25 protein-coding genes are annotated in these 25,233 nt (G+C 36.9%); 11 read left to right on the forward strand and 14 right to left on the reverse strand.

Annotated elements, in window-relative coordinates; all coding sequences use genetic code 11:
* Positions 1-400 precede the first annotated feature (400 nt).
* From KCTC52924_RS17815 to KCTC52924_RS17830, 4 genes are all read left to right on the forward strand, one after another.
* Positions 401-1,252, forward strand: coding sequence for a universal stress protein (locus KCTC52924_RS17815; RefSeq protein ID WP_251807715.1), 852 nt, complete (start codon positions 401-403; stop codon positions 1,250-1,252).
* Positions 1,253-1,486: 234 nt separating this feature from the next.
* The gene (locus KCTC52924_RS17820; RefSeq protein ID WP_251807716.1) at positions 1,487-2,326 is read left to right on the forward strand and encodes a universal stress protein; all 840 of its coding nucleotides are present in this window, start codon (positions 1,487-1,489) and stop codon (positions 2,324-2,326) included.
* 13 nt (positions 2,327-2,339) lie between these two features.
* The gene (locus KCTC52924_RS17825; protein ID WP_251807717.1) at positions 2,340-2,753 is read left to right on the forward strand and encodes a hypothetical protein; all 414 of its coding nucleotides are present in this window, start codon (positions 2,340-2,342) and stop codon (positions 2,751-2,753) included.
* A gap of 69 nt (positions 2,754-2,822) precedes the next feature.
* Positions 2,823-3,722, forward strand: a complete 900-nt coding sequence (locus tag KCTC52924_RS17830) for a mechanosensitive ion channel domain-containing protein (protein ID WP_251807718.1) — start codon at positions 2,823-2,825, stop codon at positions 3,720-3,722.
* A gap of 215 nt (positions 3,723-3,937) precedes the next feature.
* Here KCTC52924_RS17830 and cls read toward each other — a convergent pair whose 3' ends face one another.
* Positions 3,938-5,344 carry a cardiolipin synthase gene (cls, locus tag KCTC52924_RS17835; protein WP_251807719.1) on the reverse strand — a complete coding sequence of 469 codons (1,407 nt, stop codon included), beginning with the start codon at positions 5,342-5,344 and terminating at the stop codon, positions 3,938-3,940.
* A 165-nt stretch (positions 5,345-5,509) separates the two neighbouring features.
* Here cls and KCTC52924_RS17840 point away from each other — a divergent pair, with 165 nt between their 5' ends.
* Positions 5,510-5,662 carry a hypothetical protein gene (locus KCTC52924_RS17840; protein WP_251807720.1) on the forward strand — a complete coding sequence of 51 codons (153 nt, stop codon included), beginning with the start codon at positions 5,510-5,512 and terminating at the stop codon, positions 5,660-5,662.
* Positions 5,663-5,705: 43 nt separating this feature from the next.
* On the opposite strand, the gene mgtE is transcribed toward KCTC52924_RS17840, so the two are convergent.
* From mgtE to KCTC52924_RS17855, 3 genes are all read right to left on the reverse strand, one after another.
* Positions 5,706-7,046 (reverse strand): magnesium transporter, encoded by a 1,341-nt coding sequence (gene mgtE / locus KCTC52924_RS17845; protein ID WP_251807721.1) that lies wholly within the window; start codon positions 7,044-7,046, stop codon positions 5,706-5,708.
* Between the two features lie 183 nt (positions 7,047-7,229).
* Positions 7,230-7,616 carry an arsenate reductase family protein gene (locus KCTC52924_RS17850; RefSeq protein WP_251807722.1) on the reverse strand — a complete coding sequence of 129 codons (387 nt, stop codon included), beginning with the start codon at positions 7,614-7,616 and terminating at the stop codon, positions 7,230-7,232.
* 172 nt (positions 7,617-7,788) lie between these two features.
* Positions 7,789-8,145, reverse strand: a complete 357-nt coding sequence (locus tag KCTC52924_RS17855; protein WP_251807723.1) for a helix-turn-helix domain-containing protein — start codon at positions 8,143-8,145, stop codon at positions 7,789-7,791.
* A gap of 204 nt (positions 8,146-8,349) precedes the next feature.
* Between KCTC52924_RS17855 and KCTC52924_RS17860 the strand changes: the two genes are divergently transcribed.
* The 5 genes from KCTC52924_RS17860 (at position 8,350) to KCTC52924_RS17880 (ending at position 13,177) form a co-directional block, all read left to right on the forward strand.
* Entirely contained in the window at positions 8,350-9,285 is a 936-nt protein-coding gene (locus KCTC52924_RS17860) for a ClpXP adapter SpxH family protein (RefSeq protein ID WP_251807724.1), read from the forward strand.
* Positions 9,286-9,399: 114 nt separating this feature from the next.
* Positions 9,400-9,591: a hypothetical protein gene (locus tag KCTC52924_RS17865; protein ID WP_251807725.1), complete on the forward strand. Its 192-nt coding sequence runs from the start codon at positions 9,400-9,402 to the stop codon at positions 9,589-9,591.
* Positions 9,592-9,628: 37 nt separating this feature from the next.
* Positions 9,629-10,102, forward strand: coding sequence for a Dps family protein (locus tag KCTC52924_RS17870; RefSeq protein WP_251807726.1), 474 nt, complete (start codon positions 9,629-9,631; stop codon positions 10,100-10,102).
* Between the two features lie 527 nt (positions 10,103-10,629).
* A complete protein-coding gene (locus tag KCTC52924_RS17875; RefSeq protein WP_251807727.1) occupies positions 10,630-11,877 on the forward strand; it encodes an amidohydrolase family protein in 1,248 nt (415 codons plus the stop codon).
* Between the two features lie 127 nt (positions 11,878-12,004).
* Positions 12,005-13,177 (forward strand): MFS transporter, encoded by a 1,173-nt coding sequence (locus tag KCTC52924_RS17880; protein ID WP_251807728.1) that lies wholly within the window; start codon positions 12,005-12,007, stop codon positions 13,175-13,177.
* Between the two features lie 82 nt (positions 13,178-13,259).
* Here KCTC52924_RS17880 and KCTC52924_RS17885 read toward each other — a convergent pair whose 3' ends face one another.
* From KCTC52924_RS17885 to ureA, 10 genes are all read right to left on the reverse strand, one after another.
* Positions 13,260-15,485, reverse strand: coding sequence for an FUSC family membrane protein (locus KCTC52924_RS17885; protein ID WP_251807729.1), 2,226 nt, complete (start codon positions 15,483-15,485; stop codon positions 13,260-13,262).
* 277 nt (positions 15,486-15,762) lie between these two features.
* A complete protein-coding gene (locus tag KCTC52924_RS17890) occupies positions 15,763-17,607 on the reverse strand; it encodes a PLP-dependent transferase (RefSeq protein ID WP_251807730.1) in 1,845 nt (614 codons plus the stop codon).
* A 166-nt stretch (positions 17,608-17,773) separates the two neighbouring features.
* Entirely contained in the window at positions 17,774-18,475 is a 702-nt protein-coding gene (locus tag KCTC52924_RS17895) for a hypothetical protein (RefSeq protein ID WP_251807731.1), read from the reverse strand.
* A gap of 5 nt (positions 18,476-18,480) precedes the next feature.
* A complete protein-coding gene (locus KCTC52924_RS17900) occupies positions 18,481-19,281 on the reverse strand; it encodes an urease accessory protein UreD (protein ID WP_251807732.1) in 801 nt (266 codons plus the stop codon).
* Positions 19,281-19,922: an urease accessory protein UreG gene (gene ureG / locus KCTC52924_RS17905; RefSeq protein ID WP_251807733.1), complete on the reverse strand. Its 642-nt coding sequence runs from the start codon at positions 19,920-19,922 to the stop codon at positions 19,281-19,283. The genes KCTC52924_RS17900 and ureG overlap by 1 nt, the downstream gene beginning before the upstream one ends.
* A 23-nt stretch (positions 19,923-19,945) precedes the next feature.
* Positions 19,946-20,659, reverse strand: coding sequence for an urease accessory protein UreF (locus KCTC52924_RS17910; RefSeq protein WP_251807734.1), 714 nt, complete (start codon positions 20,657-20,659; stop codon positions 19,946-19,948).
* A 70-nt stretch (positions 20,660-20,729) separates the two neighbouring features.
* Positions 20,730-21,236: an urease accessory protein UreE gene (gene ureE / locus KCTC52924_RS17915; RefSeq protein WP_251807735.1), complete on the reverse strand. Its 507-nt coding sequence runs from the start codon at positions 21,234-21,236 to the stop codon at positions 20,730-20,732.
* A gap of 25 nt (positions 21,237-21,261) precedes the next feature.
* Positions 21,262-22,989, reverse strand: coding sequence for an urease subunit alpha (gene ureC, locus KCTC52924_RS17920; protein WP_251807736.1), 1,728 nt, complete (start codon positions 22,987-22,989; stop codon positions 21,262-21,264).
* Entirely contained in the window at positions 22,986-23,360 is a 375-nt protein-coding gene (locus tag KCTC52924_RS17925; protein ID WP_251807737.1) for an urease subunit beta, read from the reverse strand. The genes ureC and KCTC52924_RS17925 overlap by 4 nt, the downstream gene beginning before the upstream one ends.
* Positions 23,361-23,376: 16 nt before the next feature.
* The gene (gene ureA, locus KCTC52924_RS17930; protein WP_251807738.1) at positions 23,377-23,679 is read right to left on the reverse strand and encodes an urease subunit gamma; all 303 of its coding nucleotides are present in this window, start codon (positions 23,677-23,679) and stop codon (positions 23,377-23,379) included.
* 647 nt (positions 23,680-24,326) lie between these two features.
* Here ureA and KCTC52924_RS17935 point away from each other — a divergent pair.
* Positions 24,327-24,953 carry a MarC family protein gene (locus KCTC52924_RS17935; RefSeq protein ID WP_251807739.1) on the forward strand — a complete coding sequence of 209 codons (627 nt, stop codon included), beginning with the start codon at positions 24,327-24,329 and terminating at the stop codon, positions 24,951-24,953.
* Positions 24,954-25,233: the final 280 nt, after the last annotated feature.

Here is a 25,233-nt window from a genome sequence, read left to right on the forward strand (position 1 = left end):
ACCCCAGAGATATCAGATTTTGAGGTGTCCGCATTTTGTTTCCAATAAACATCTTTGCGATAAGGGATCACCAATGTGCCTTCCTAATTGATAAAACCCCATTTTTAGCCCTGTCTTACGGCGGCCAGGCTCTCGCTGAAAGTCGAAATCTCATCTATTTCCTTAAGTTCTTGTCACATTACAGCCTAGGGTAATGCCATTGCTATTATTAACCGTTTCATCATTATACATTTTCGAGTTCCTTCTAATGTATAATCCTTAAAGTTCATTTATTATGACGCAGATCATGTGCCCCTTATTTAGTTTCTCTTCTGGAACAAACCTCTCACGTACTGACCAAAATCATAGATTTCAATGGTTATGATATCTATTTTTATGGAAACTAACAATTGGAGGACCAATGAAAAAAATATTAATTCCCACAGATTTTTCCGAGAATTCCAAGAACGCTATACGCTACGCGCTTGATCTGTTTAAGGAGACCCCGTGTCATTTTTATCTTCTCTATGTTAATATAGACGGATCGGACTATTTGGAAAAACCAGTTTATAATTTGGGTACTAACATCTTGGTAGAGAAGAGACCCAAAGTGATAGAGGAGAAATTAAAAGATTTAGAGAAATTTATAAACTCCGCTTTCTCCAAAAATCAGGACCATCTATTTACAACGCTTAATGAAGAAGGTTTTTTTCTGAAAGCAATACGGAAACATATCTTAGATAAGAAAATAGAACTTATAGTTATGGGAACGCGTGGTGCTACAGAAATAAAGGAGTTCTTTATGGGGAGTAATGCCGGGGATGTAATTACAAAGGTAGCATGTGATGTTTTGATCATCCCAGATAAGGCCCAATACTCCGGATTTAAACAGGTAATCTTCCCTGTAGATTTTGAATCGCCCTTAGTGGAAGCTACCATTAAAACAATCCGCCAATTGATAGGTTCACAAAAAACACACCTGAAATTAGTGTATATAACCAAGTCGGGGATATCACTATTTAAAGAGGTAGAAACACTACAAAAGCAATGGGTGGAGAAGTTGTCTAAATCCATACCTAACCCTGTTAGTTTCCACAGGGTAGTCAACAAAAAAATCGAGAATGGAATTCACCACTTTGCGAAAAGCACTAATGCAGACCTTATCATCATGATTTCCAAAGATTATGGGCTCATACATAAATTGTTTTTGGACACCACGGTAGAGGAAGTTAGCTTTACTACAAAAATTCCCCTGTTGTCCATTCAAGGATAAAATGATTGCTACCTATTTTTGCAGCCAGTCTTATAGTGCACTTTTCTATATCACTAAATTATTGGCTTCAAAACCCTTTTCGATCTATATTCCACGCGATTTATCAACCAATACCATTGGATTATAAGAGTTCGTCCCACTTCTTATGCTTACTTAAGGCAACTGACCATTGTCATAGTAATCCTGAATGCACTGTTTTATATTTACATAGGTAACTCCTAAAAAAAGGATCTCATGGACAAAAGAATATTAGTCCCTACCGATTTTTCCAAAAACGCTCTAAATGCGGTAAGATATGCTTTGGACCTCTACAAAAAGTTACACTGTGAATTCTATTTTCTAAATGTTTTTAGGCTGGATAGCTATACGACCAGCAGCCTATTGGTTCCTGAACCAGGGAGTGCGGAATATGAAAAGGCAAAAGCGAAATCTGAGGAAGAATTCGCAAAGCTATTGGAGATGATAGCTCTTCATCAGGATAACCATAAACATTCCTATTATACCATATCCTCGTTTAATTTTTTATCGGAGGCATTAAAACAGACCATTGCCCATAAGGATATCGATTTAGTGATTATGGGTACTCAAGGGGCCTCAGGCACAAAAGGGGTGATCTTTGGGAGCAATACGGTAAATACTATGGAAAAAGTAAGGGCGTGCCCTGTTTTGGCAATACCGGAAAACGTGCGTTATACCTCACCCAAGGAAATTGTTTTCCCAACAGATTACAAGTCTACCTACAAGAGAAAGGAATTGAACTACCTCCTGGAAATTGCCCAACTACACCAAGCACACATCAGGGTAATTTATGTGAGTAAAAAAATGGATTTAACAGAAGAACAAGAGAATAACAAACGTTTATTAAAAGAGATCCTGGAGACAGTAGACCACAGTTTCCATACCATATGCGAAAAAGATATTTCCTATGGGATTACCTCGTTTGCAGAAAGTAAGAAGAGCGATATGATCGCTTTCATTAATCGGAAACACTATTTCTTCGGTAGCATATTTTCTAGGCCCTTGGTCAAGGAAATAGGGTATAATGCAACCGTTCCAATTTTAGCGTTACACTAAAAAATAGAAAACTATGAAAAATATTGGAATTTGGATGGACAAGGAAAAAGCTCACATTGTGAGGCTCACTGGCGAACAGGAAGGATTTGAAACTATTATGTCTGATCTGGAATTTTATAGGCCCTCAGGCGGATCCGGTACAAAATCGGCTAAATGGGGCCCACAAGATGTAATTCAGGACAGCAAATTTCTAGAACGGGAAAAGCATCAGTTGAAAACGTATTTCGACCATCTGGCAAATGCCATAAAGGATGCGGATGCGATAGCACTTTTTGGTCCCGGAGATACGAACGAAAAGTTCAAAAAAGAATTGACAAATAATTATAAGCCACTAGCTACCAAACTAAAAACGGTTATCAAATCTGATAGTATGACTGAAAATCAAGTAAAAGCATTGGTGCGGGATTATTTTAAAAAAGGAAAATAGTTGAGCAAAGTCTAAATAATAAACTGTCAAAACTATATATTTTTTTTGTGGTATTATAAGTCAAACTATATGATTGAACTACTCGACTTTTTTGATAATCCCATTGTTTCTAAGATCACAAAACTTATACTATGGGTACTCTTCATTGTGCTGATAATAGGTTTTTTACGGAAGCTTTTAAAAAAGCGCATAAGCGATATCTCTATACGCTATAAAGCCCAAAAAGGAGTTGAGGTAATTGGTTATCTTCTAATCGGTTTATTGATATTAATTTCCTTTACGGTAGAAAACATAGAAAACTATACCGTTGTTATTGGTCTTTTTACCGCAGGGATTACATTTACCCTGCAAGAACTTATCCTTAGTATAGCAGGTTCTTTTTATATCTTTTTTGTTCGCGTTTACAAACCTGGAGACCGGATAGAGATCAATGGAATTAAGGGAGATGTTATTGATATAGATAGTATTTACACCACTATGATGGAAATAGGCGAATGGGTAAGCAGCGATAATTATTCTGGTAGAATAGTAAAAATAAGTAATGCCTTTGTCTTTAAAGGCCCCATAAAGAACTACTCCATGGATTTCCCCTTTGTTTGGGACGAATTGGATATCCTAATAACCTTTGATTCCGATGTGGAATTGGCTAAAAAAATAATGTTGGATACCGCTACAAAATTGCTTTCGGAATATACAGAAAACTCTTTGGCAAAATGGGAGGAAATGGTAGCCCACTATTATATTGAAAATGCTAGACTAGAACCAACCTTAGCCCTGCGTTTAACCGATAATTGGATAGCAATAAATCTAAGATATATCACCGATTACAAGTTGAGGAGGGTAACAAAGAATAATTTGTATTACCACATATCACAAGCTGTTTCGGCCACATATGGGAAGGTCACCCTAGCATCAACTACACTACAATTACTAAAAATACCCGAATTGGATGTAAACCTAAAAAAATAGCTTAGGGATTTAGGAGTGAAATTTAAATTTTAAAAAACATGATGAACGAAGTTACTAGTCTATAGCTCAAAAGAATTTAAAATCCCATTTTCGGAAAAGCCAATAGGGATAAGTATCAGGTTTCCTATTACCGGGAAGTACTGACCAATCTTGCGAAAACTACTTTTTATAATCTGGACCGCTGAGCCAAGCGATTAGGCTGGCAAACTACTACCTTATAATACCGAGCTAAAGACCTTACCAAATCCCTCCTTTAACTTTTCCATCCAAGGTCTACTTACATATTCTTGGTAGGAAAGCATTCTGCTTATATTGGAATCTTTTAGAAAATCGTTACGGAGCAATCTTGCAAATTCCCGATCATAGATAATGGCATTTACCTCATAGTTCTGTTCAAAGCTACGATCGTCCAGATTAGCGGTCCCTATGGTAGACACCGCATCGTCGCTAACGATTATCTTACTGTGAAGGAACCCCTCTGGAAATAGATAGATCTTTATCCCAGATTTGAGCATCGACTCAAAATAGGAACGCACACACCAACCAACAATTATGCTATCTACCTTTTCCGATACCATCAGGCGTACATCTACCCCGCTTCGTGCCGTTGTCTGTAAGGCTTGCATAATTGCCTGTCCCGGGATAATATAGGGATTGGTAATAAACAGATAGTCTGTTGCTTTATTGATAATGGTAAAATAGGCCTGTTCCAGAGAGGGGAAATCGTCATCCGGGCCACCGGAAACAATTTGTACCAAGGTCTTATCCGTTTCTGTAATTTCGGCCTTGGCAACCACCAAAGGATCTATCATTTTCTGACTCACAAGGTACCAGTCCATCGCAAAAATAGTATTCAAATGGCTTGCTGCTTCCCCTTGTATCTTAAGATGCATATCGTGCCAATTTCCCAAAGACAAATCCCCTTTTAGATATTTATCCGATATGTTGATACCTCCCGTAAAGGCAAGCTTTCCATCTACCACAATTATTTTTCGATGGTTCCTATAATTAAGCGAAGAAAGGAAACGTCCAAATTTAAAGGGAAGAAAGGGATACACTTCTACCCCCACGGCCAATAATTTTTCTCGATAGGCCTTGCTCAATGAAAAACTGCCGATTCCGTCGTAAATCATCCGTATCTTAACGCCTTTGGCTATTTTTTCTTGAAAAAGTACCAGTAATCGATCGGCAAGTTCCCCTTCCTCAAAAATATAGTATTGAAGGTGTATCTGCTCTTCCGCATTTTCCAAGGCACTAAAGATGGCCTCAAAAGTAGTTTTTCCATCTTTTAGCAGATGGAGTCGGTTATTTACGGTAGGAGGAAAAAAGGAATTCTTATAAACAAGTTTCATCAATTTTTGATACTCCCCTTTTAAGGAATCCATGTGATATGCTGTAGGTTGGGGCAGATTTAAAAAGGCTTGCTTTTTTAATTTGAGCAATTTGTTCTTCCTCCTATTTCTTCCCAATAACAAATACAAAAGAATGCCGCCTACGGGAACCGTAAATATAGCTAATACCCACGCTAGGGTTTTAGATGGTCTTGCTCCATGCAGCAATACAGTAATCACGATAAGACCCGAAGAAATAAGGTAAATTGAAATCAGAATTACATACCACATAGTACCCATATTTAATCGGTGAACTCCAATTTAGTACCCTATGATGCCAATTATTATGATATTGGTCAGTTTTGAAGAGTCTGAATAAATCTAAAATAAAAATAGCTTTTGAAAATGGCGGACATAAGACTAGCGTTTATAGCCAAAATACCCATTTTAATCTAATTGGAACGTTCGGTTTTTTTTAAAAATACTACTCAATTTTTCAATGGAAAGATTAACGCCAAAAAGTATTCCAATAACAACATTCCCGTTGGCACTGCCTATACCATACAAAGTGGTTTAAGTGCTATTGAAACGGTACGCAGTAATGGATAGGAAAAATAGAATATATGTGATAGTTGTAGCCTATTTTCGTTTTTCAAAATCCAAAAAACCATGCAGCAATGGAAAAGTAGATTATCACGCCACAAATGTCCGATAAAGAGGTTACCAAGGGCGCACTGGCCGTCGCAGGATCTAAATTTAACTTCGTAAAGACAAAGGGTAAAAGAAGACCAATCAAGCTCCCAATCATGACCATTAAGATCATTGATATACCGACAACGACGACTATTTCCGGAGCCCTAAAACTGGCAACTGCAGCTACACCGATCGCCATAGTGATCCCTAAAAAAAAGGATACTATAAATTCTTTGCCGACTAATTTATGCCAATCGTTCAATTTAACGCCCCCTACCGCCAAATAACGGATCATAAGGGTTGCCGATTGGGAGCCCGCATTTCCTCCACTATCGATCAAAAGGGGCAAAAAGAAAACTAACGGAACGTAGGATTGAATAACATCTTCAAAATTAGACATGGCTTCACCTGAAAAGACATTCATAAAGACCAAAACGAACAGCCAAACCACTCGGTTCTTGTACAAGTCGAATATCTTTGCCTTTATGGGATCGGATATAGCGCTTTGAATAGATCCAAATTTATGGAAATCTTCAGTAGATTCTTGTTCCTCAACATCCATAATATCATCAAAGGTTACTATACCTAGCAAGACCCCTTCCTTGTTAACGACGGGCAATGCGACCCTATCGTATTTCTTAAACAGTTTTACTGCCGTCTCTTGATCGTCCATTGCGTTGAGTACAACGAAACGATAATCCATCAGTTCTTCCACAAATTGTTGTGGAGCTGCTAAAAGCAGCTCCCCTATTCGTATATCACCGATCATTTTTCCAGCATGGTCAACAATGAAGATTACGTTCAAGGTCTCCGAATCCCGTCCATTATTCCGGATGTACTCAAAGGAGGAGGCTACCGAAAAACCGGGTTTGATAGCCACAAATTCTGGGGTCATCAATCGGCCAACGCTATTTTTTGGATAACTTAGTAATACGTTAGTAATCTCCCGTTCTTCAGGCGATAACAATTGAATCAGGGGTTGGGCAACATGCTTTGGTAACTCCTTAAAAAATGTAGTTCTGTCGTCGGGCTTTATATCGTTAAGAAGGTTCGCAACTTTATGCGGCCTTCCGCCTAGGGCTCGGACAAACTCAATTTGATCGGAAGGTGAAAGAAGCTTGAACACCTTTTTTTTCCGTTCTCTTGTAAGTAGCCTGAACAGAATGATCTTTTCACGTTTTTGTGCATCTTGCAAGACTCGGACAACATCGTTAGCATCCAACTCATTTAAGGAAAGTTTTACTAATCTCCAGTTTTTATTCCCGATAAGCTCAAGGAAATTTGTTTTTATTTCAATCATACGGGTGTAGCATCAACAATTTATTTAATCGCAATTCCGATTTCATTGAATTTGAATCAACACTATGTTTTATGAATCATGGTATTTTTATACCCCTTAACAAGGTTTCCCTAATTTATTAAATATCCTTTAACCACTATTTCTATGAGGTTCTAATTGAGACACTGCACACAAAACATCGACTCATAACCGAATAATATCCGTCGGAGTTTCCACGAAAATAGTTCTGTCACCTCGCAAAGCTATAGGCTGTTTCATTATTTCTGGATGGTTTTGTATCACGGTAATCCAATCTTCGGAAGAAAAACATTGGACAGTAAATTTTCTTCTGTATTTGTAATGTTTTTGATTGACCAATTCTTTAATATCAATACCCAAGCCATCTGCCAGCTCTGTAATTTGAGTGCCAGTCAGCGGAGTTTTTAAAATATCAATTTCCTCAATTGGAAGGCCATGTGTCTTGGCGTATACCAAGGTTTGCTTTCCTCTTTGAGATCTGGAATTATAATATAATGTAATCTGCCTATCTGATCTGGATATGACTCCTTTATTACTTAGAGAATTGTGCATTTTTTATTTTATTTGTGATGTTTAAATTATTCCTCCAAAAACTTCCGAACCACATATAGTACCCCCTCCAATGTTTTACGTATTCAATCTCGATTACCAAATTCAATCAAATAAGCGCTATAGCTTAAAGAGTGGCACCATCTCGAAAAATAGGTACAATTAAATCTTATTTTTAACCGTGAATTGACTGTCTATATTGAATACCCCACTTTGCCAACTCATTAATTAGTGGGGAAAGGGTTGCCCCGTATTCAGTAATCGCATATTCAACAGTTATTGGTTTTGTATTCATTACTGTTCGGCTAACCAAGTGGTTCATTTCCAAGTCTTGAAGTTCTTTAGAAAGCATTTTACTGCCAATGCCGTCTATTTCTCTCAACAAATCCATAAATCCCAATTTGCTGCCTTCTATAAGCGTACCTAAAATATGGAATTTCCATTTTCCAGATAAAATGCTCATCGTATCGCTGATAGCTTGCATCCTAACTTGACAAATAGGGGTATCGTTTACTACTGCTTTCTTTTTCATTGTTTTCATTTTTTAGAAAACACCAAACTAGGTGTAAAATCTCTAGGGGTAGTTTCCTTTTGGAAAGTACTTCCAAAAAGGAAATACATATCAAATATACACTTATTTTTAGTATATTTGAAATAAGCTGTCGGCAGATAAGAATTTAGAAATGAACGAAGTAGAAAATATGTTGGCAGACATTAAATAATTAAAATAAAAAATATGAATAACGAAACATCTAAAAACAATCCGCTTTTATGCGATATAGAAACTGGAATGTGTGAAACGACTGATGAAACATCTAATACCGTAACTCAAAGCAATGAGCAATCAACTAAAAAATCTGTGAAATTAATTTATTATACGGATCCTATTTGTTCCTCGTGTTGGGGCATAGAACCACAATTGCGTAAACTTAAATTAGAATATGGAAATGCCATTGAAATAGAATATAGAATGGGTGGCTTATTGCCAGATTGGAATTACAATAGCGGTGGCATTGGTAAACCTTCAGACGTAGCCTCACACTGGGACGAAGTTAGTGTGCATTACGATATGCCCATTGACGGAGATCTATGGCTAGAAGACCCCCTAGACTCTTCTTATCCACCATCCATCGCATTTAAGGCAGCACAAATGCAAGACAATGAAAAAGCATTGCTGTTTCTTCGTGAAATTAAAGAATTAGTTTTTCTACACAAGAAAAATATTGCAAAGTGGGAACATTTAGAAGTTGCTGCTAAAAAAGTAGGATTAAATACCGAAAAGTTAAAAATAGATTTTGATAGTAGTGCAAAAGATTTATTTGAAGAAGATTTAAAGTTAGGAAAAGAACTAGGCGTAAGAGGATTCCCTACCATATTCTTTTTAGACGAATCTGGCAATAAAGAAATCGTTTATGGCACTAGACCTTATGCTTTTTACGAAATGGCCATTCTAAAATTGAATCCGAATATTACGAAAAGTGAATACAGTAAAAATTGGGAAACGCTTTTCTCAATATACCCTACGCTCACCGCAAAAGAGTTTTCAGAACTATCTGGAACTCCAAGAAATGAAAGTGAAGCACAATTAAATGAGCTAGTTGCAAAAGGAAATTTAGAAAAGCACACTACCAAAAATGGTTCTATTTGGGCAAGGAAGAATACAGGGCGTTAAATACCTGATAATCACAATATATTATTTGAAATTATAATCTTTGAAGATTTACAAAACAAAAACTTATAGCAACGATAAAAGCAGTTCGATGCCTTAGATCAAGCAATAGGAGAATTGACCCGTATAGGAACAGCTGCTAATCGCAACATTTCCCCTGTGGTCATTGCTTTAATAAAGAGTGGAAGGTTGCCTGTGGAAATACTAATCAATAGTATTATCTTATTGGTCGAAATCGAAGAAAAGGGTTATGAGGCGCTGACCAATGACCTTTCCGAAATAAAGATATTGGTTGACCTCAACCGATAATTAACAAATTTTGAAATAACGTTTAAAACTCAAAAAAATGGCAAAATTAAATTCAATTGGTTTGGACGAACAAAAATCCAAAGTACTAGCAGAAAAACTCAATGAGCTCTTGGCAGATTATTCAATCTTTTATCAGAATGTAAGAGGATATCATTGGAACATAAAAGGAGATAAATTCTTCGAGCTACACGACAAATTTCAAGAACTTTACGAAGATTTATTTGTGAAAATTGATGAGGTGGCAGAACGAATTCGCACACTTGGGCACACCCCAAACCACAAATTTTCGATCTATCAAAAAGAGGCGAAAATCAAAGAAAGTTCTGAGGTGGCTGACGGAATTCAGGATATGAAAAACACACTAGAATCATTCAAAATTATTATCACTCTACAACGAGAACTTCTAATTCTATCCGCAGATGCAGCAGACGAAGGAACCAATGCCTTGATGAGCGATTACATAAGTGAACAAGAAAAATTGGTGTGGATGTATTCTGCATATTTAAAATAATTATTTTAAATACGCAGTGATGCTCTAAATATCAGCATCGGAGAAGCTATGAGGGATATGAAAATGAATTTCATGTCCCAATTGGTTTTCGGACAAAATAGAATAGGCATATATACCTATAGACGATAAGAAGGCCCAGTAAAAGCTGGTCTGTATTCGTCTAGGAATTCCGTAAAACAACCGCTTCGCTTTAAAATATGGAGATGATTTCCATTTGTTTTTGACTTATCCACGACTTTAAAAAATAGCTTGGTTCTTTCGTACCAGTATTGAGTTATTGTTACTTTCCGTTCCCAGAATCAGGATTTGTTCACAAATAATATTTAAATCTGTGGATACAGATTATCGAAAAATAAAATCCATTTTGGAATCATAAGGTCTATGTCATTTCTCAGGTTAATGCAGAAGTCATAGCGGTAGATTGCCCATATCAATCCCTAGCTACTTAATAGAAACTAATCTTGGATTAGGAATACGAATCGTTAGCGAGTTTGTTATAAACAGCGTTAACATAAAATTAGTATGAAATGAAAAAAAAGTTTTTTAATGCGAAAATTTATCGCAATGATACAGCAACCGAAATAATAGTAGAGAATGGAAAAATTACCCATATCGGAACTAATTTGCCAAAATGTGAGGAGGAAATTGACCTTGGAGGCAAGCTTGTTTTACCTCCTTACGTAGATCCTCATTTGCATTTAGATTATGTATATACCTTATCTGAACTTGGTCAAGAAGGCGCTGGATCAGGCACCTTGTTTGAAGCTATTGAATTATGGCCAAAATTCAAAGAAACATTGACGATAGAAAGTGTAAAAAGATTGGCGATGAAGGGGATTAAAGATGAAGTTTCCCAAGGCGTACAACATATCCGTACACATATAGATGTTACAGATCCAAACTTTACAGCATTGAAAGCGATGTTGGAAATGAAGGAAGAAATGAAAGACACTGTTGATATTCAAATCGTAGCCTTTCCACAAGAAGGCATGTACATGTATAAGGGTGGACGTGATTTAGTGGAAGAAGCTCTTAAAATGGGAGCTGATGCTGTAGGAGGAATTCCACATTACGAACCCGCTAGAGAATTTGGAGACAAATCTGTTCACGACATAGTTAATCTAGCGTTGAAATACGACAAAATGATAGATGTTCACTGTGATGAAACAGATGATACCCATTCCCGTTTTGTGGAGTTGTTAAATGCTCTGGTCCTTATGGAAGATTATGGTACCAGAACCACGGCAAGTCATACCTGTTCCTTTGGTTCAGCAGACAGTTCATATGCTTTTAGAATGATGGACCTTTTCCAAAAGAGTAAGATGAACTTTATTTCTTGTCCTACTGAAAACGCTTATCTGCAAGGACGCCAGGACACCTACCCAAAACGTCGTGGCTTAACTAGAGTGAAAGAATTCATCGAATCGGGCATAAACATAGCTTTTGCTCAAGATTCAATAAACGATCCATGGTATCCAATGGGGAATGGAAATATGATGAATATTCTTGACAATGGCATTCACCTGGCTCAAACAATGTCTCCAGAAGAAATAAAAACAAGTTTTGATTTAATCACCTATAATGGCGCTCGTTGTTTAAACATTCAAGACAGTTATGGTTTAGAAGTAGGAAAATCAGCCAACTTTATTGTTCTTAATGAAAGTTCTGTTTACGAGGCGATTCGCAAAAGAGTAGATGTATTGGCCTCTGTACGTAATGGTAACTTCCTGTTCCGTCGTAAAGAAATGGAATATGATATTCCGTTGAGCCTCTAAATTTATTTTTCTATAAGTAGTAGTAAAACATAAGAATTAGAAAAAGATTGTAGCCGTGGCCTCTTTAGTTATTGTACAAAAAACTATAGAGCTACGGCAACTTTTATTAGGTGTAAAATATAAATATATGAGCAAACAAAATTTCACGGAACAAACTAAAAGTATTTTTCCGTGGCTGATTATGATTTTGATGTCGTCCGTGACTTTTGTGGGAATACTGTCCGAGTTGATGCCTTCGGGTGTTCTCCCTCTAATGATGGCCGATTTAAATATCAGCGAAGTGCAAACAGGCAATCTGGTAGGTTACTACGCCATAGCTTCTGCTATTTTTGCAATCCCTCTTATTTCAATGACCATGCAATTCAACCGTAAATATTTGTTGATGATTTTGCTTGGTGGATTTGCTATCTCCAATATTATCGCTGGCCTTGTTTACGATTATACGACGATTATTATTCTTAGGGTTATAGGTGGAATTTGTGCTGGTGTAATGTGGCCAATGATTGCTGCATATGGGATGCGATTGGTAGATGAAAAGGATCATGGGAAGGCTATCGCAGTAATTATGGCAGGGACTACATTGGGAATTAGTATTGGGATGCCAATAATGACCTCCATTGGTAATGATTATGGCTGGCGAACAGAATTCATTGGACTTGGTGTCTTTATTATTGGTATCGCTTTAGTCAGTTTTTTTGCATTGCCCTCCATTCCGGGAGAGAAACTTACTAAAAGTTCCTCACCATTTGCACTTTTAAAAATACCGGCAGTTTTAATTGTTCTTCTGCTAACCCTACTTGGGGTTGTTGCACATTATGGTGTTTATGTGTATATCACAAGCCTTGTTGATGAAATTCAGCTGGTTGGTGGTGTTGAAAGTGCCTTATTGTTTTTTGGGATAGGATCCTTAATTTCTGTATTGTTGGCCATAAAATACACCGATAAACACTTAAGACTACTTACAATTTCGATGTTTGCTTTGCTGATCATCTCCATGGTTATTTTTCTAATGTTCGGCAGAACAACAGGCATGGGGTATTTTGCTTTCTTTTTGTGGGGACTTTCCTTTGGCCCCTTAGTTACCTTGTTGCAGGCAGCTGTAAGTAGACAGGTAGATACTGCCAAAGACGTTGCCACATCAGTGCAGTCTTCTGTATTCAACTTATCCATTATGATCGCATCTTCTGCTGCGGGGCTGTTGCTCGGAATGTACTCACCCATGAGTTTAATTTACCTTGCCATTGCTTTGGCTATTCCAGGTTTGATTATTTCCTTTTTCACCAAAAAGGCTTTAAGTTGATCTTTATAAAATAAAAGCTATCGCAAATATGAAAATAGTTTTTTACCGTATTTTAATTAAAAAGCTGGATGCAACTCAGAGGTTAATCCAGCTTCACGGATGCGGACAGTTTAAGCATTCTACCGCTTATTGAAAACAACCATTCTAGTTGTTCCCAAACCAAATGGGCCTCTTGTAGTTCACGTAAGGTTTCCGTATCATTAGATTTCAAAGTGTTGATTTCTAAATAATTGAAGACTGGCAATTGATCATCAAAAAGTGTAGTGTCCTCAGAAGATGCACCCGCCCCATTGCATGTCTTGTCTTTTAAGCATTGTACAACCCGCTCTAAGTTAAACGCTATCTTTTCTGTTGCAGTTTTGAACCGTTCACTTGCCTCAGTAGTATCATAGTGCTGTATGTAGGTACTTAACGAAGCCAAGGAAGCTAAAAAGTTATGGTTCAAGACGACTAGTTCGTAAACTTTATTCATTTCCCTTTGTTTCGACTTGGGTTCCTGTGTCATGCGCTGAAAGGCTGAGCTTAAATTGGAGGTTTCCAAAAATGCTTGTTTACGCGCTATATTGTAAGAAGTTGGTATATGCCCTTTGAGCAGATAATATTCAATAATTTTATGGAGAAAATCCTTGTTGGCCTTCACACTTTTTTCTATACTCTCCTTCATTTCAACAAACTCCCAAGCCGGCCAAAGCCACAACATTGCAGCATATGACAGTCCCGCTCCAACAAGCGTGTCTAAGATGCGGAATTTTATTAAGCTCAAGACATCAGGGCTGAGAATTGCATAAATAAATACAACACTCAGGGTAATGAAAGTCGCCGAAGCTTTATAATTTTTTTGCACCAAGGAAAGTGCAATCACCAAAGAAATTACTCCCATAATTCCGTATACATAGGGATCCTGAATCATGAAAACCACACCAAAGGCAATGGCTCCGCCAATAAGTGTACCAATCATTCGGTCCTTCGCTCTGCTCCTAGTAAGTCCGTAACTAGGCCGCATGATTACAATAACGATCAACAAAATCGAATATGGATTCTGAAAGGCAAAAATAGAGCCTAGCGCATAACCGATCATAACTGTCACCGCCAACCGAACCGAATGTCTGAAAATGGTGGACCTAAAACTAAAGTTCCTAAGTAATAGCTTAGGGTCATAATCTTGGGGTGCGATAAAACGTTTTGCTTTTTTTCTATCGATAACATTAATTTCGGTAGAATTAGGGTCGCCTAAAAGGCGTTTTATACTTTTTAGTTTTTCGAACTGTTTTTCCTGATATTCGAGCAAATTTTGAAGCATAAGATATTCCTCGTAATACTTCGTTTCACGTAATAAGGCTACATCACGTCTTACGTTTTCAAAGCATTGCCTCATAAAATCGTTCTTTGGCAGTTTTCTATGGTCATTTCCAGCTTCGGAAATCATCCGCAATTGGTAAGACATTTCAAAAATAAGATCCTGAAATCTCTTAATGTATTGTGGATGGTCATTAAAAAGCACATCCATTCGATGGTAATTCACGGGATTTGAAATTGCTGTTTCTAGCATCTCAATTAATTGCACAAATATCAAGAGGCGTTTATTCTGATAATTTGACCAACCAGAAGTCCTTCTGGAAAGAATCAAAATTTCTCTGAGCGTTTCATGATTTGTGGTAAGATCACTTTGCAGTTTAAGTAGTTTAGACTGTAATTTTTCGTGGTCTTCGTGTGGATTAACCAATTTTCCCCGTGTTTCTATCAGTTCAGAAGTCAGCAAAAAAGTTTCAGACAAAAACTCCTCGGTTTCTGCCTTTGGGTTTATTCGATGCCAAGCCTTGGACAAGAGCAAATACCAAAGTCCGCCTACACCTATCAACACAGCATATTGATAAATTTCCAGTTCTTCTGATTCGTTGGCAAAGCTCAATACCAAGGCCATAAGGCCCGAAAAACTAATGAGCGAGGCACGAAAACCATATATAGAGATATAAGCGATAGTAAAAGTGAGCAATCCCAATACAGGAAGCAACAGCCAAAGTTGAAAATGAAGATAGCCTTTTATAAAACTGACAATCATAACCAATGTTGCAGAAATAAGAATACCTTTTATTTTATGTCGAAAACTACCACTAACATCGCTGGGCGAACTCCAAAAGGCACCAAAGCTGAGTGCCAGTCCAATTTCAAAATACCCAAGTTGAATCCCCATTAGTACAGGTAGGGTAACTGCAATCCCGACCCGGATGGCCCTTGAAAAGCTGATGCTTTTTAAAAATTGTAGTAATTCCTTAAAATTCTTGGAAATATGTAATGTTACATTGCTCAAAACAAAACGGTTGAACTACAAAGATAGGGTTTGTAGCAAGACGGATCTTATTCCCAAAGAAAAACGGTTTACAACGGTTTAGAGAAACAAATCCGATGGTTTGGAGATTGATGGAGGGGTTTGTATTCTGTTCAATTACCGATAACTCCCTGTGTATGTGTATATTTAATATACCCCCCCTAATTTTTCCTAGAATGGCAAAATCAACTGGTGTTTTAGGATTTATTAACCAACTCGAACAATAAAACGGTGGGAGGCTCCCATTACCTCCCTGTAGTTATATTTTATTAACAAACTCTAAAAAGACTTTCTTGTGTAGTTCAAGATCCAAATTTGGTGAAAGAGATGCACGTACAATATAATCTTTGTCCCCCTCTTTGGTGGTCCCTTGCGTAGATGTTGCCGGTATTGTCCAATAACATCCATTTAACTGTCCATAGCTCACACAGAACTTACTTTCATCAGGGATTTTTGTTATCATTAAATTTATTAATTTAAGATTTAACGCTCTTTTATAAGTCTCTTTTTCCTCATCGCTATTACCTTTAGTAGGAAGGTCTAATGAAAATACTGATGGAGTAAATCCTTGATCTGCCAATGCTGGCGAAACAAAATTGATTTTCGCCTCCGGTAAAGTGTCGTTGATAAAGTCTACAAATTCACGAGTATTCTTATAAGCATCAATAATTCTTTGATTCATTGAAGGCAATTGATTGCCTAAAATTTCCATTTGAAGATTTGTTGCACCATTATCACAAAGCTTCAGGTGCATTTCTATTATTGCCATCAAACCGTCAGTTTTACTATTTCCTACACAATAACCAGCGGTACATTGCCCGCCACTTGGAAATTTGGATCCACTAGCAAATGAAATGGTCCTAACCGTAGAGAGTATTTCACCTTCACCCAAAAAGTGTACGTTAGGACAAAATGTTTGATCTAAAATAAAAACTGGATCAATAGCAATTTCACCCTTCGCTGTTTTACGCTCTTTACTTAAAACGGCGCTTAGCGCTATAAGATCTGGAACCTCCACTCTAGGGTTTGTTGGAATTTCAGCGATGATATAAGGCACAGCATCTTCTTTGGCTATTTTAGCTAAAACCATATCAATACTTTGAACCATATCGTTTTCACCATCAACGGGCAAATCCACAATTTCAACCATATCAATACAATCAGCAACCCGTCTTGCTTGGTCATTAGTTCCACCGTAACAATTTGGAGGAACAATAAATTTGATAGCCTTTCCCTTATGTTTTTCTTGAGCATCATGAATTAGCCCCATCATTATGGCATACTGAACAGAGAGTCCACTAGAAGCAACCAATACCTTTGTTGTAGTACCGGTAATCTCATTAATTGAATCTAGAACAAGTGTTTTATTTAATTCAAGATTACTTTTTGGAGTATCAAAAGAAGAATCCTTTATTAGTAACCTTAAAGCAGCATAACAATTGGATGGTGTCATTGCAATTGTCTCCCTTCTTCTCACATGCTGAATCTCTGGGATATAATTTTCATTCTGTACCCCATTGACGACTAAAACACTTCCAAGGAGAGCATGAGCGTTGATGAAAAAATCGATATTTGGTTGGAGGTCAACATTAGAAATTTCATCCTGTTGTGAAAAGAAAATGGTGCTCCCGTTAAACTCAGGAACCACTGCTTTTTCTCCAACTTTCTTTAACTCAAATTTATAACCATAAACACTTTTTAATACTTCGGTATCAAAGAATTCTGGTAAATCACCTGAATACATAATTCGGGTGATTTTATTATCCAAAAGATTTTTCCGTAAAATAGCCAAAACAGGCATCGTCCTTGATGAAAAGCTTATTACATTTTTTGCATTAAGATTATTTAAGTTCGCTATACCCCATTCCAGCAGACAAGATAGTGGATGACCCAATCGAATATAATCGTATGCAGTCGGTAATTTATTTAGCGCCGATGTTTCAGAATTATTGTCAGTAAATAAAACCTCCAATTGTTCCAAAAACTGGGTCTTGGCCAATTTTTCATTATAAATATCCAGTCGATGGGTTGTTAAACCCAACCAATCATTTGGCATATTTTCTAATAAATCCTTAATGTAATTTAATACTTTATTATCTTCCATAATTTTCACCCGTAGAGAGACCTCTAATATACATTACTTAGATCGATAATCGTTTATGTAAATGTTTAACCGAATGGAAAAATTGAGTAAAGCTGGTACAAGAAAATTTCATTTCAACTTAATTTCCCTAAAATTGAGTGAGTTAGATTATCCCATGAGGTAAAGCTTACCATCCTAAAAACACCATACCTATTCCACATATGGCAATTGATAGCCCGGAGATGGGTGTAATGTATTTCTCTAACCATTCGGTTTTTATAAAATTGAAACCATAATACATTAAGGACACCACAAGTATCATAGTTGAAACAGTTGTTGTAAGAAAGACTCCAATTAAAATGAGCATGTTGGAAGTGGATTGTTCTACTGCAGGATAGGTTAGCAGCGGAAATAGGACTTCACATGGTCCTAATAGGAATATCAAAAAAAGAACCCATGGAGTCACTTTTCTTCGATTGGACGGATAGGTCATTTGTTTGTGATCGTGTTCAAAAACATAAACAGAACCATCATCATAGACATCAAAATGCTTGTGCCTTTTTTTACTATATACCCTATAGAGACCATACAAAAAATATAGTACTCCAAAGATGAAAATAGCCCAACTGGCTAAACCACCTCTTACCTCGTTTAATCCATCTATTTTACCCAAGGAAAACCCTATAGCTGCTCCTCCTAAGGCCAATAATACAGAAGCCATTACATGCGCGGATCCACAAATGGCTGTCCACATCACAATTTTCGGTAATTTCCATCCTTTCGACTTTCCAATAGCAATAAAAGGAATGTAATGATCGGGTCCTGAAACGGTGTGCAATATACTTACTGATATAGCGGTAACCAATAAAACACTAAATTCTGATCCCATAATGGTTAATTTAGTTTTACGCTTTGGTTAATTAAATAGTCTTCTTCCCTCCGTATTTGAGTGAAGAGTTTATAGAGCTGTTCGCCTTCATTTCCTAAAATTCTGAGCACATATGCATTATCCAATACCTTAGATATACCGTAACTAATACCGTCTTCTTTTGAAAGTCTATTGACTATTTTTTCCATTCGTTCTATAACATCAGTTTGCGGAGTTATAAAGAATAAACTTCCTTGATGGGTAAACTCTTCGTATTGACCGAATTCCTTCAGATTTATTTCTTCAGGAACGATATATAGATTGTCTTTAAAAATTAAAACATCTTCTTGATATATTTCTGTAATAGCATGATGTTTTTTGAACTGAAACAACTCTCCTTCCCCCATATATTTACGACCACAGGTCAATATTTCGCCCCACAACAAGGTGCTGCTACTTTTTATGTTAATGGTGTTTTTTGCAGTATAACGTGCGCCTTTATGAGGCACCACAGGATGGGGGACATGACTAAAATAAGCACTTTCACCAACTGATATAGCCATATTCTGATTGGTACCTTTTACTGAAATATAAATGCGTTGGTAGGATTGGGTCTGCAAATTCAAGGAAGATCCATCTATCACCTCAATATTGATATCGTAAAAATCATCGTTAAGAATACCGGGGGATGATGACATCACCATCATCTCTAACAATGGATTTTTTTTGTTTTCTCTAACTTCAACCAAGTTAAAGGGAGGCGTAAAATAGACGTCTTTCAGTATAGTTTGCTCCCTTAGACCTGTTTTAAGACTGTATTTTTCCATTATCTAAGCAATTGGGGTTCTTCAGTTTTTTCTTCCAATAAAGCGTAGCGCTTTATCCACTGAATAACACTATCTAAGCCTTCATCAGTCATAAGGTTTGTAAAGATAAAAGGTTCGCCATTTCGCATTCTGCGTGCATCATCTTCCATTAGCTTCAAATCAGCCTTTACATAAGGAGCTAAATCCATTTTGTTAATCACCAATAAATCAGAACGGGTAATCCCAGGACCTCCTTTTCGTGGAATATCGGATCCTGCGGCCACGGAAATAACGAATATTGTTACGTCGGCTAGATCAGGGCTGAAGGTTGCAGATAAATTATCCCCGCCACTTTCAATAAAGATAATTTCTACCTCAGGATGTCTATTGACGATTTCATCAACTGCTTCAAGGTTCATACTTGCATCCTCTCTAATCGCCGTGTGTGGACAACCACCTGTTTCGACGCCTATAATTCTATTGGCCTCCAAAGAGGAATTATTTTCGAGATATTTAGCATCTTCTTTTGTATAAATATCATTGGTTACCACTCCAATGCTATACTCTTTTGCAATTCTTCTTGTTATTTTCTCTATCAAAGCTGTTTTTCCGGTACCTACTGGTCCTGCAACTCCAATTTTTATATATTTTCTTTCTTCCATCAGAATTTTATCGTTATTATTTTTTAGGACATGTATAATCTTGAATATAGATGCTCGTGCTGCATACACTTTATGTCTAAAGCGGTATTACAAACCCCATGCAGTTCTCTTTCTACATCCATTATTTCTAAAGTCAGATCTTCGATTAGGCCTTGTACATTATAAATTATTTGCTGACCATCTGTTTGGCCAAGGGGAACAAGCTTTACGGCATTTGTAACCATAGCTACAGCAGCATTGTAAAGAAATGCACAAGTAGCTTTTTCCTTATCTATTTTTAAGAGGGAGGTTATTATTCCATAAATTATTGGATAATGACCCTCCATCTCCTTTTTTTCAATGTGATCATTAATTTGGTTTAAAAAAGGATCATCCAATAACGTAGCATATATTTTTATCAATCGGGTTCCCAATTTCTGACTTCCCTCGCGCACTTCTCTTGGTGCCTTTAAAGCATTACATTCCTCGTCTAAATTCAGGAGTTCATATACGTTTTTTTCCAAGGTAAATTCATAAGCCAATTTTACCGCTAATGCATCATTATACTTATAGTTGTTTTTTAACATACTTTCCACGAAATCCTGCGTTGTGGAAGCGTTCTTTACTAAATTTTGCTGAACATAGGTTTCTAAACCGTTAGAGTGTGAGAACCCACCAATAGGCAACGTAGGGTCCGTAATATGGAGTATTTCAATAAGTGAACCCAATTCTTTGGATTTGGCTGTGTCCTTATTCATGTAAGAGTTGTTATAGATAATCTGCCGCCTAAAATATTATGTTTTAGATAGCAGTTACTTTATAATTAATTTACTCCTTAGTAGTTAATTCGAGAATTTTTGAAAAGAGAGAGCTTCCTGATTTACCGTGCTGATGAGGCTCTACGTTGGCTTTTAACATATTGAGTAGTTTGCAATGAGTTTTTGTTACCTCATAGCCAGTAGCTATTAGTAGGCGTTCCAAGGGTTTTTCGTAGGGAATAAGCACGTGGTTGTCTTGAATAAAAAGCGGCAAGTGTTTGTTGCCTATTTCATAACAGACCGTCCCCATTTCATAAATAGACCTTGGAGTAACTTGAATGGCATCGCAAGGTAAAATATTCACGACTACAACCTTATCAATATCTTCGTAAAGAATATCCCCTTCCTTAAGTCTAGTTCCTTCCTTTAAAAATTTGATGACGACCTCTTGATTCGCTTCTGACCGTTTGCGCATAATGCGCTTAGTAGTCTCGAACCATTGCAAGTTTAATAAATCTTTAGCCTTGGAACGAATGGGATAGGTTTCAATATTACCTATTACTTTTTTACAGATCATCGTTTTATTTTACGAATAAACACTATTAAAAAAGAAAGTATAGTTGTCCTAAAGGGACTACCTCAAGGGGCTCGCTGGTAATGACTTTTCCGTCCACAGTGACTTCATAATTTTCAGGATTTACCTCAATATTTGGCATAGCGTCATTGTGAATCATGTCTTTTTTACCTACTGTCCGGCAATTTATAACAGGCAATAGTTTCTTTTTGACACCGTATTTTTTAGCAATATTATTATCCATTCCTGCTTGCGATACAAAGGTTACGGCTGTTTTGTGAACCGCCACCCCCAAAGTTCCAAACATATTTCGCATTAATACCGGTTGGGGGGTAGGAATAGCTCCGTTTGGATCTCCCATTTTACTAGCTGCAATCATACCTCCTTTAATCACCATTTCTGGTTTAGCACCAAAAAATGCCGGTTTCCACAATACGAGATCGGCAATTTTACCTGGTTCAACAGACCCCACATATTTAGAAATACCATGCGAAATCGCAGGATTAATAGTGTACTTGGAAATATATCTTTTTACCCTGAAATTATCTGCCTCAATTTCTTTATCCTCTTCCAAAAATCCGCGTTGCAACTTGTTCTTGTGAGCAGTTTGCCACGTTCTAATAATAACTTCGGCAGCCCTTCCCATTGCTTGGGAATCAGAACTCATCATGCTGATAACTCCCAAGTCATGCAGTATATCTTCTGCGGCCATGGTTTCTTTTCTGATCCTTGAATCTGCGAAAGCTACATCTTCAGGGATGGATTTTTTTAGGTGGTGAGCAACCATAAGCATATCTAAATGCTCATCTACCGTATTGATAGTGAAAGGCATCGTTGGATTGGTTGAACTAGGGAGCACATTTGAATGCGATGCGATTTTCATAATGTCCGGTGCATGTCCGCCACCAGCGCCTTCGGTATGAAAGGTATGAATGGTTCGTCCGTTAATGGCATTAACGGTGTCCTCTAAAAACCCTGCTTCGTTCAAGCTATCGGCATGTAAGGCTACCTGAATATCATATTTATCAGCCACTGTAAGTGAAGCATCGAGTGCAGCTGGCGTAGCACCCCAGTCTTCATGTACTTTTAGTCCAAGAGCCCCAGCCTCAATTTGTTCAATCAAAGGGGCTATTGTACTGCAGTTACCTTTTCCAAAAAATCCTACGTTCATTGGAAAATTTTCAGAAGCTTGTATCATTTTCTCTATGTGCCATGCTCCGGAAGTTACTAATGTGGCACTGGTGCCATCCGCAGGGCCAGACCCCCCGCCTATCATCGTGGTAAGACCACTAAATAATGCATGCTCTATTTGTGGTGGACTAATAAAATGGACATGCGTGTCTATTCCTCCAGCCGTTAAAATATGACCAGCACCAGAGTGTACCTCCGTAGATGCTCCAATAATCATATTTTCCGTTATGCCATCCATGGTATCCGGATTTCCGGCTTTACCAACTCCTATGATTTTACCATCCTTAATACCTACATCCCCCTTAATAATGCCCCAATGATCAATGACTATTACGTTTAAAATAACAAAGTCAAGAACATTTTCATCTCTTGTTCTCGTAGACGATTGAGCCATACCATCCCTTACGTTCTTACCTCCACCAAACGTACTTTCTTCACCATAACTATCGCTATTAAAATCTTTTTCAATTTGAATAAACAGTTCAGTATCTCCTAAACGAACTTTATCGCCTATTGTAGGTCCGTATATATTCGCATATTTTAACCTATCTACCTTAAAACTCATGATTTTATATTTTTAAAGTTTTGAGATTCCATCTTTTTCATCGCTTTCTCCAAACTCTCTTTAGAAGTTGTATCTCCTTGTGTTAAGTTACTAGCACCATAAAACTTTCTACTCCCTCCGATATTTATTAGTTGTACTTCGGTAGATTCACCTGGCTCAAAACGAATTGCTGTACCCGATAAGATATCCAAACGCTTTCCAAAAGCCTTTTCTCGATCGAAAGACATTTTTTTGTTAATTTCAAAAAAGTGAAAATGAGAACCTATCTGCACAGGTCGATCACCCGTATTGATTACTTTAAGAGTAATGCTTTCATGTTTCGCATTGCAAACAATTTTTTCTTCTTTTAAAATATATTCTCCGGGAATCATATTGTTCTGAATTTTATTAACGAATAGGGTTAGTAACCGTTACTAACTTTGTCCCATCAGGAAAAGTAGCTTCGATTTGTATATCTGAAATCATTTCTGGAACGCCTTCCATAACATCTTCTCTAGTAAGAAAGGTTGCTCCTATCTGCATTAATTCTGCCACTCTTTTACCATCTCTTGCCAGTTCATGTAGTCTTGCACTGATTAATGCGATGGACTCCGGATAGTTTAATTTTAAACCTCTTGCCTTGCGTTTTTCAGCGAGTTCCCCTGCAAGAAAAAGCATGAGTTTTTCTGTTTCCCTGGAAGTTAATTTCATAAGATTATGTTTTTATTTCAATAAAACCTTTATCTACTTAAATTATCTAGTATTCATTAAATGATACCAGTAATCCTGTTAAATTAAGTAAATGTTTCTAATTTTCTGCTATCTCTACGAGTTAATAATGAGAAATTTTAAGAAATTGTAATTGCCGATTTAGATTCTATCGCTATATTCAAGGTCAACTTTTTCTTGCCATTTATCGTTCCACAAAGCGCTGTTTATAAACCGTCTTGGCTAGTGATAGCAGCGAAAATCGAAATAATTCCCTCTATAGGATCTCCATTCAAAATACCGCCTATTAGCACAATACCAATAATCATTATTGGAACTATAACCCAGAAACTCATCACAGGTTTTAACTTATAAAATCCCTTTGGTCAATAAACTTTTCTACTTACGTTTATGGGAAATATAAGTCTTAGAAATAGATTATTGAGGTTGTTTTATAGCTAGTTGATCTACATATATAGTGACCGGCCAATTTTAAAAGAAAGAGCTAGCTACTATGATTTAAATTAATACAATAACCAATTGAAAGGGTTATTTATCTTTCATTTTGCATTTCGTATGTAAAATTTACGAAATCGTAATATGCACTTAATGGGATTAAAAAAGGAAGGAAGGAACTTTGCTTAAAAAAAATGGAATTATTTATAATGATTTTTGCAGCATTGTTCTCGGTAATGAACCCTTTCGGAACTGTTCCTGTATTTGTTAGTTTAACGCAAGAGCACAGTGGGTTGGAGCGGAACAAAATAGCTTTTTGGGCGTCTTTAAATGTATTGATAATATTACTTATTTCATTTTTTGCGGGAAAATATATCTTAGTATTCTTTGGGATAACATTAAACTCACTTAAAATTGCTGGTGGACTAATTATTGCCTCCTCAGGTTTCGCTTTATTGACAGGCGGGTTTAGAAAGCATAAAGGGATGAAAGTTGAAAAAGTAAAAAAAGATATTGAGACTCGGTCAGAAATTTCATTGACTCCTTTAGCAATGCCAATGATTGCTGGTCCGGGCACTATGTCCTTATTAATAACCTATAATCAGGAATTTACGGAGTTAAATAAAGTGTTCATTATCCTCGCAGCAATTCTTTTATCTACAATTTTCATTTATCTAATATTGAAAAGTTCGTTTTATATTGTTAGAATTCTAGGTGCTTCCGGCATAAATGCATTATCTAGAATTATTGGATTTATCGTAATTACCATTGGTGTTGAATTTATCCTTTCTGCAATAGCCAATGTATTTAGTATATCCTAATGTTATCACAACGTTAATGGACTGTTTTTTATGGTTGATTTTTTAGTTTAAAACTACCTTGAATTTTATGTTCAATTATGGGATTTCGTCTAATCCAACATACCCTTCTTAGCGGAAATTTGGATGGGTTACCGCAATCCCCTACCTTCATAAGTAAGTACAGATTTTATAACTCATTTTTATAATAGGTTGACAACCTTTAGTTTTCAGGCCAGGTTCTCGCGCTTGGAGGAACTAATGACCTAATTGGTTCGTTTTTCACCATCGGAAACAGCATCGG

Source organism: Arenibacter antarcticus, from assembly GCF_041320605.1.
In the GTDB taxonomy this organism is placed as follows: domain Bacteria; phylum Bacteroidota; class Bacteroidia; order Flavobacteriales; family Flavobacteriaceae; genus Arenibacter; species Arenibacter antarcticus.

Bases quoted from the DNA above. Each gene is read 5' to 3' on its own strand.
- KCTC52924_RS17815 (WP_251807715.1), top strand. From the start codon at position 401: ATGAAAAAAATATTAATTCCCACAGATTTTTCCGAGAATTCCAAGAAC.
- KCTC52924_RS17820 (WP_251807716.1), top strand. From the start codon at position 1,487: ATGGACAAAAGAATATTAGTCCCTACCGATTTTTCCAAAAACGCTCTA.
- KCTC52924_RS17825 (WP_251807717.1), top strand. From the start codon at position 2,340: ATGAAAAATATTGGAATTTGGATGGACAAGGAAAAAGCTCACATTGTG.
- KCTC52924_RS17830 (WP_251807718.1), top strand. From the start codon at position 2,823: ATGATTGAACTACTCGACTTTTTTGATAATCCCATTGTTTCTAAGATC.
- cls (WP_251807719.1), bottom strand. From the start codon at position 5,344: ATGTGGTATGTAATTCTGATTTCAATTTACCTTATTTCTTCGGGTCTT.
- mgtE (WP_251807721.1), bottom strand. From the start codon at position 7,046: ATGATTGAAATAAAAACAAATTTCCTTGAGCTTATCGGGAATAAAAAC.
- KCTC52924_RS17850 (WP_251807722.1), bottom strand. From the start codon at position 7,616: ATGCACAATTCTCTAAGTAATAAAGGAGTCATATCCAGATCAGATAGG.
- KCTC52924_RS17855 (WP_251807723.1), bottom strand. From the start codon at position 8,145: ATGAAAAAGAAAGCAGTAGTAAACGATACCCCTATTTGTCAAGTTAGG.
- KCTC52924_RS17860 (WP_251807724.1), top strand. From the start codon at position 8,350: ATGAATAACGAAACATCTAAAAACAATCCGCTTTTATGCGATATAGAA.
- KCTC52924_RS17870 (WP_251807726.1), top strand. From the start codon at position 9,629: ATGGCAAAATTAAATTCAATTGGTTTGGACGAACAAAAATCCAAAGTA.
- KCTC52924_RS17875 (WP_251807727.1), top strand. From the start codon at position 10,630: ATGAAAAAAAAGTTTTTTAATGCGAAAATTTATCGCAATGATACAGCA.
- KCTC52924_RS17880 (WP_251807728.1), top strand. From the start codon at position 12,005: ATGAGCAAACAAAATTTCACGGAACAAACTAAAAGTATTTTTCCGTGG.
- KCTC52924_RS17890 (WP_251807730.1), bottom strand. From the start codon at position 17,607: ATGGAAGATAATAAAGTATTAAATTACATTAAGGATTTATTAGAAAAT.
- KCTC52924_RS17895 (WP_251807731.1), bottom strand. From the start codon at position 18,475: ATGGGATCAGAATTTAGTGTTTTATTGGTTACCGCTATATCAGTAAGT.
- KCTC52924_RS17900 (WP_251807732.1), bottom strand. From the start codon at position 19,281: ATGGAAAAATACAGTCTTAAAACAGGTCTAAGGGAGCAAACTATACTG.
- ureG (WP_251807733.1), bottom strand. From the start codon at position 19,922: ATGGAAGAAAGAAAATATATAAAAATTGGAGTTGCAGGACCAGTAGGT.
- KCTC52924_RS17910 (WP_251807734.1), bottom strand. From the start codon at position 20,659: ATGAATAAGGACACAGCCAAATCCAAAGAATTGGGTTCACTTATTGAA.
- ureE (WP_251807735.1), bottom strand. From the start codon at position 21,236: ATGATCTGTAAAAAAGTAATAGGTAATATTGAAACCTATCCCATTCGT.
- ureC (WP_251807736.1), bottom strand. From the start codon at position 22,989: ATGAGTTTTAAGGTAGATAGGTTAAAATATGCGAATATATACGGACCT.
- KCTC52924_RS17925 (WP_251807737.1), bottom strand. From the start codon at position 23,360: ATGATTCCCGGAGAATATATTTTAAAAGAAGAAAAAATTGTTTGCAAT.
- ureA (WP_251807738.1), bottom strand. From the start codon at position 23,679: ATGAAATTAACTTCCAGGGAAACAGAAAAACTCATGCTTTTTCTTGCA.
- KCTC52924_RS17935 (WP_251807739.1), top strand. From the start codon at position 24,327: ATGGAATTATTTATAATGATTTTTGCAGCATTGTTCTCGGTAATGAAC.